Raw genomic sequence first — 5117 nt, 5'->3', positions numbered from 1 at the left:
CAGGCTCAAGTCGCCGCCCACCACACCGACGCTTTGTCCGGCTTTGCGCGAGGCAGTGGCGATGGAAATGATGGTCTGGCCGGTGGCCGCATCGATGTACGGTTCGGTCAGGGTCGCGGTGTTGCTGCTTTGCGCGCCTTTGTACCAAGGTCGAACCCGTGGGTCGAAACCGGCGGGCATCTGGGCGTCCGGGCGAATGGTGAAGCTGCCGGTGGCATCGCCCAGGTATGACGCCATAAAGGTCGACGTCAGGGCTTTCTGCTCAAGCAGGCTGGCGACCGTGGACGGTTCTGGATTGATGGCGATGTTTTGGGCGAGGTTGTCGATCAACAGGATTCGGCCGCTCAACCAGGTCTGAATGTTGCTGGCGGTGACGTCTCCCATCTCATTGAGGTAATTGTTCAGATCTTCGCGAATGGCGTTGCGCTGTAAATAGTCGTTGTACAGCGTGAACGAGGCGAAGGCGGCAATAACAATGAGCGCGGCGGCAAACAAAATCTTATGGCTGAAGCGCAGGTTTTTGTTCATGGCTTGGGGTTCCGCTAAGGTCTTAATGTCCTGGGCGTGCTTTTATAAAGGCACGCAAGGTGGGCAATGTTGTAAATAAGCTGATATTTCCGTTCTTTCCTTAGGGAATTACCGACGCTGATTTCTGTGCAGTCTCGATTTTTGTATCGGCCGTGCCGGATCAAAGATTAACCATGGGTGACAAAATGCCTGACTCATTGCAACTCGTTCTCGGCGCCGACCTTGCCGGCCAGTCCATCGCCCAGGCCATGCGTCTGGCCAACCGTCACGGTCTGGTCGCAGGCGCTACCGGGACGGGTAAAACCGTCACGTTGCAACGCATGGCCGAAGCCTTCAGCGACGCGGGCGTGGCGGTGTTTGCCGCCGACATCAAGGGCGACCTGTGTGGGCTCGGTGCCGCCGGTAACCCGCAAGGCAAGATCGCCGAACGCATCGCCGGGATGCCGTGGCTGAACCACAAGCCTCAGGCGTATCCGGTGACGCTGTGGGACATTMATGGCCAGTCCGGTCATCCATTGCGCACCACCTTGAGTGAAATGGGTCCATTGCTGCTGGGCAGTTTGCTGGAGCTGACCGACAGCCAGCAGTCGGCGCTGTACGCGGCGTTCAAGGTGGCGGACCGCGAAGGGCTGTTGCTGCTCGATCTCAAGGATTTGAAGGCGCTGCTCAATCACCTGCGTGACCACCCCGAATTGCTCGGGGATGACGCCGCGTTGATGACCACCGGCTCAAGTCAGGCGCTGTTGCGGCGTCTGGCAACGCTGGAACAACAAGGCGCTGAAGCGTTGTTCGGCGAACCGGCGCTGCAACTCGAAGACATCCTGCAACCAACCGCTGACGGTCGCGGGCGCATTCACTTGCTGGATGCCAGTCGTCTGGTTCACGAAGCACCGAAGGTTTACGCGACCTTCTTGCTCTGGCTGCTCGCTGAACTGTTCGAGCAGTTGCCGGAACGCGGTGATGCGGACAAACCGCTGCTGGCGTTGTTTTTCGACGAAGCACACTTGTTGTTCGCTGGTACGCCCAAGGCGTTGCAGGACCGGTTGGAGCAGGTGGTGCGGCTGATCCGCTCGAAAGGTGTGGGCGTATRTTTCGTCACCCAATCACCGGGTGATTTACCGGATGACGTGCTGGCTCAGTTGGGGTTGCGCGTCCAGCACGGTTTGCGCGCGTTCACCGCCAAGGAACAGAAATCCCTGCGTGCCGTGGCCGAGGGCTTCYGGCCGAACCCGGCGTTCGATGCCTTGTCGGTATTGACCGAATTGGGGATTGGCGAGGCGCTGGTCGGGACGCTGGCCGATAAAGGCACGCCTGAAATGGTCCAGCGCGTATTGATCGCACCGCCGCAATCGCGCATCGGGCCGTTGAGCGAGGCCGAGCGTGCGGCACTGATTACCAGTTCGCCGTTGCAAGGGCGATATGACAAGCCGCTTGATCGAGAATCGGCTTATGAAGTGCTGATGGGGCGCAAGGGGTTGGCACCGGACCCCGATGCGGCGCCGGCCAAACCTACGCCCGAAGAACCAAGTTTTACCGACCAGGCCGGGGTTAACATTCAACAGAGATGTTGGCTGGTCAGCCGCCTTCGCGAGCAAGCCCGCTCCCACATTTGATCTATGTCAGGCCTTGGGTTTGGCGTGAGCGGCTAATCGCTCGAGTGCGGCCCGCAGATTCGGATCGCTGATCCCGTCGGCCGTGGCCTGAATGGTCGCCCCGGCATCCGTCGACAAACTGATGGTATGCCCCGCCGCCCCTTGCTGAACGGTCGGTGGCTGAACCTTGAACAAAATCCGGGTCAAACTGGCGAACTCGTCAAACAACTGTAACTGGCGTTGCAGACGCTTTTGCTGATAACGCAGACGGGTGGCCCAATGTCCGTCGGTGACGATCAGCAACAAACTGCCTTCGCGCCACGACGCCACATGGCAATGTTCGCGGGCGGCGGGCTGTAATTGGCTTTCGAGCAGACGTTGTAAATGACCCAGGCGTTGAGCGTGGCCAAAAATAGCTTTCAGCGGTTTGGCTTCGCGAAGCAGAACGGCGGGTGCTCTGGCCGTAAGAGGGCGAAATGCCATGATCAGACACCTGAAGTAACAGAGCGGCTATGGTAGCAGAAAGCACCACCTGCACCCGACCCATTGCTTTGCGGGCGCTTTACCCATTAAATCAACGAGTAACTTCTGCCGTGAATGGCTTGAAGTTATGCAAAAAGCCCTTATTTTAAGTGAGCCCCGTTATAGCGCAGTGCATGCATCGTGGAACAACGCCACTTTCCTCACCATCGTTTCCGGGTAGAATGCTCGTTCGCATGCGGCCATGAGGGCTGCACGGGCGACTCACGGGGCCGCCCTCCATCCCTTTAGTGTGGAAGATCCTGCCGATATGTTTGCGCCTTTGTTAAAGAAACTTTTTGGAAGCAAGAACGAGCGTGAAGTCAAACGCATGCTCAAGACGGTGCAACTCGTCAATGCCTTCGAAGAGCAAATGGTGGCCCTTTCGGACGATCAATTGCGTGCCAAGACTGATGAGTTCAAGGCCCGCATCGCCAAAGGGGAATCCCTCGACAAGCTGCTGCCAGAAGCCTTTGCGGTCGCCCGCGAAGCCGGCAAGCGCGTCATGGGCATGCGCCACTTCGATGTCCAGCTGATCGGCGGCATGACCTTGCATGAAGGCATGATCGCGGAAATGCGTACCGGTGAAGGCAAGACCCTGGTGGCAACACTAGGCGTTTACCTCAACGCACTGTCCGGCAAGGGCGTGCACGTTGTGACGGTGAACGATTACCTGGCCCGCCGTGACGCCAACTGGATGCGTCCGCTCTACGAATTCCTCGGCATGACGGTCGGCGTGGTCACGCCTTTCCAGCCGCCGGAAGAGAAACGTCAGGCTTACGCCGCCGACATTACTTACGGCACCAACAACGAATTCGGTTTCGATTACCTGCGCGACAACATGGCGTTCAGCATGGAAGAAAAATTCCAGCGTGAACTCAATTTTGCCGTGATCGACGAAGTCGACTCCATCCTTATCGACGAAGCCCGTACACCGCTGATCATCTCCGGTCAGGCCGAGGACAGCTCCAAGCTGTACATCGAGATCAATAAACTGATCCCGCAGCTGGAGTTGCACGTCGAAGAGGTTGAAGGCGAAGTCACCAAGGCCGGCCACTACACCGTCGATGAGAAGACCCGTCAGGTCGAACTCAACGAAGCCGGTCACCAGTACGTCGAAGAAACGCTCACCAGCATCGGCCTGCTGGCTGAAGGCGAAAGCCTGTATTCGTCCCACAACCTGGGCCTGCTGACTCACGTTTATGCAGGCCTGCGTGCGCACAAACTGTTCCACCGCAACGTCGAGTACATCGTGCAGGACGGTCAGGTTGTCCTGGTCGACGAACACACCGGGCGTACCATGCCGGGCCGTCGTTTGTCCGAAGGCCTGCACCAGGCCATCGAAGCCAAGGAAAACCTGAACATTCAGGCCGAGAGCCAGACCCTGGCATCGACCACGTTCCAGAACTACTTCCGTCTGTACAACAAACTGTCCGGCATGACCGGTACGGCTGACACCGAGGCGTTCGAGTTCCATCAGATCTATGGCCTGCAGGTCATGGTCATTCCGCCGAACAAGCCGTTGGCACGTAAAGACTACAACGATCTGGTGTTCCTGACCGCCGACGAGAAGTACACGGCCATCGTCGCCGACATCAAGGAAAGCATGGCGGCGGGCCGTCCGGTGCTGGTGGGTACCGCGACCATCGAAACCTCCGAGCACATGTCCCGCCTGCTCGTGGAAGAAGGCATCGAACACAAGGTTCTGAACGCCAAGTTCCACGAAAAAGAAGCCGAGATCATTGCCCAGGCTGGTCGCCCAGGCGCACTGACCATCGCCACCAACATGGCCGGTCGTGGTACCGACATCCTGCTGGGCGGTAACTGGGAAGTGGAAGTGGCTTCCCTGGAAGATCCAACGCCTGAGCAGATTGCCCAGATCAAGGCCGACTGGCAGAAGCGTCACCAGCAAGTGCTCGAATCGGGCGGCTTGCAGGTGATTGCGTCCGAGCGTCACGAATCGCGACGTATCGACAACCAGTTGCGTGGTCGTGCCGGTCGTCAGGGTGACGCCGGTTCCAGCCGCTTCTACCTGTCGCTGGAAGACAGCCTGATGCGCATCTTTGCCTCTGATCGGGTGAAGAACTTCATGAAGGCCCTGGGCATGCAGCCAGGTGAGGCGATCGAGCACCGCATGGTGACCAACGCCATTGAAAAGGCTCAGCGCAAGGTTGAAGGCCGTAACTTCGACATTCGTAAGCAACTGCTTGAGTTCGACGACGTCAACAACGAACAGCGTAAAGTGATTTATCACATGCGTAACACGTTGCTGGCCGCTGACAACATCGGTGAAACCATCGCCGATTTCCGTCAGGACGTGCTCAACGCCACCATCAGTGCACACATTCCTCCACAGTCGCTGCCTGAGCAGTGGGATGTGGCCGGTCTGGAAGCTGCATTGCAGAGCGATTTCGGTGTGGCGCTGCCGATCCAGCAGTGGCTGGACGAAGACGACCACCTGTACGAAGAAACCCTGCG

Annotated in this window: 3 protein-coding genes and 1 pseudogene; 2 read left to right on the top strand and 2 right to left on the bottom strand. The window is 58.3% G+C overall.

All coding sequences use genetic code 11. From position 1 onward, the window contains the following. The coding region (locus AC1DRJ_RS22865) for a cache domain-containing protein (protein ID WP_477804149.1) at positions 1-528 on the bottom strand (528 nt) is incomplete at its 3' end. A gap of 185 nt (positions 529-713) precedes the next feature. Here AC1DRJ_RS22865 and AC1DRJ_RS22860 point away from each other — a divergent pair. Beyond that, positions 714-2075, top strand: a pseudogene (locus AC1DRJ_RS22860) (helicase HerA-like domain-containing protein); the annotation flags it as partial. 72 nt (positions 2076-2147) lie between these two features. Here AC1DRJ_RS22860 and AC1DRJ_RS22855 read toward each other — a convergent pair. Next, positions 2148-2603, bottom strand: a complete 456-nt coding sequence (locus AC1DRJ_RS22855; protein WP_477804148.1) for a DUF721 domain-containing protein — start codon at positions 2601-2603, stop codon at positions 2148-2150. Between the two features lie 307 nt (positions 2604-2910). On the opposite strand from AC1DRJ_RS22855, the gene secA reads away from it, so the two are divergent. Then, positions 2911-5117 (top strand): preprotein translocase subunit SecA (gene secA / locus AC1DRJ_RS22850; RefSeq protein WP_477804147.1); only part of this gene is annotated, 2207 nt, incomplete at its 3' end.

The sequence above is a fragment of the Pseudomonas sp. P5_B2 genome (genome assembly GCF_056400445.1).
This window is presented reverse-complemented; position numbering and strand designations above follow the sequence as displayed.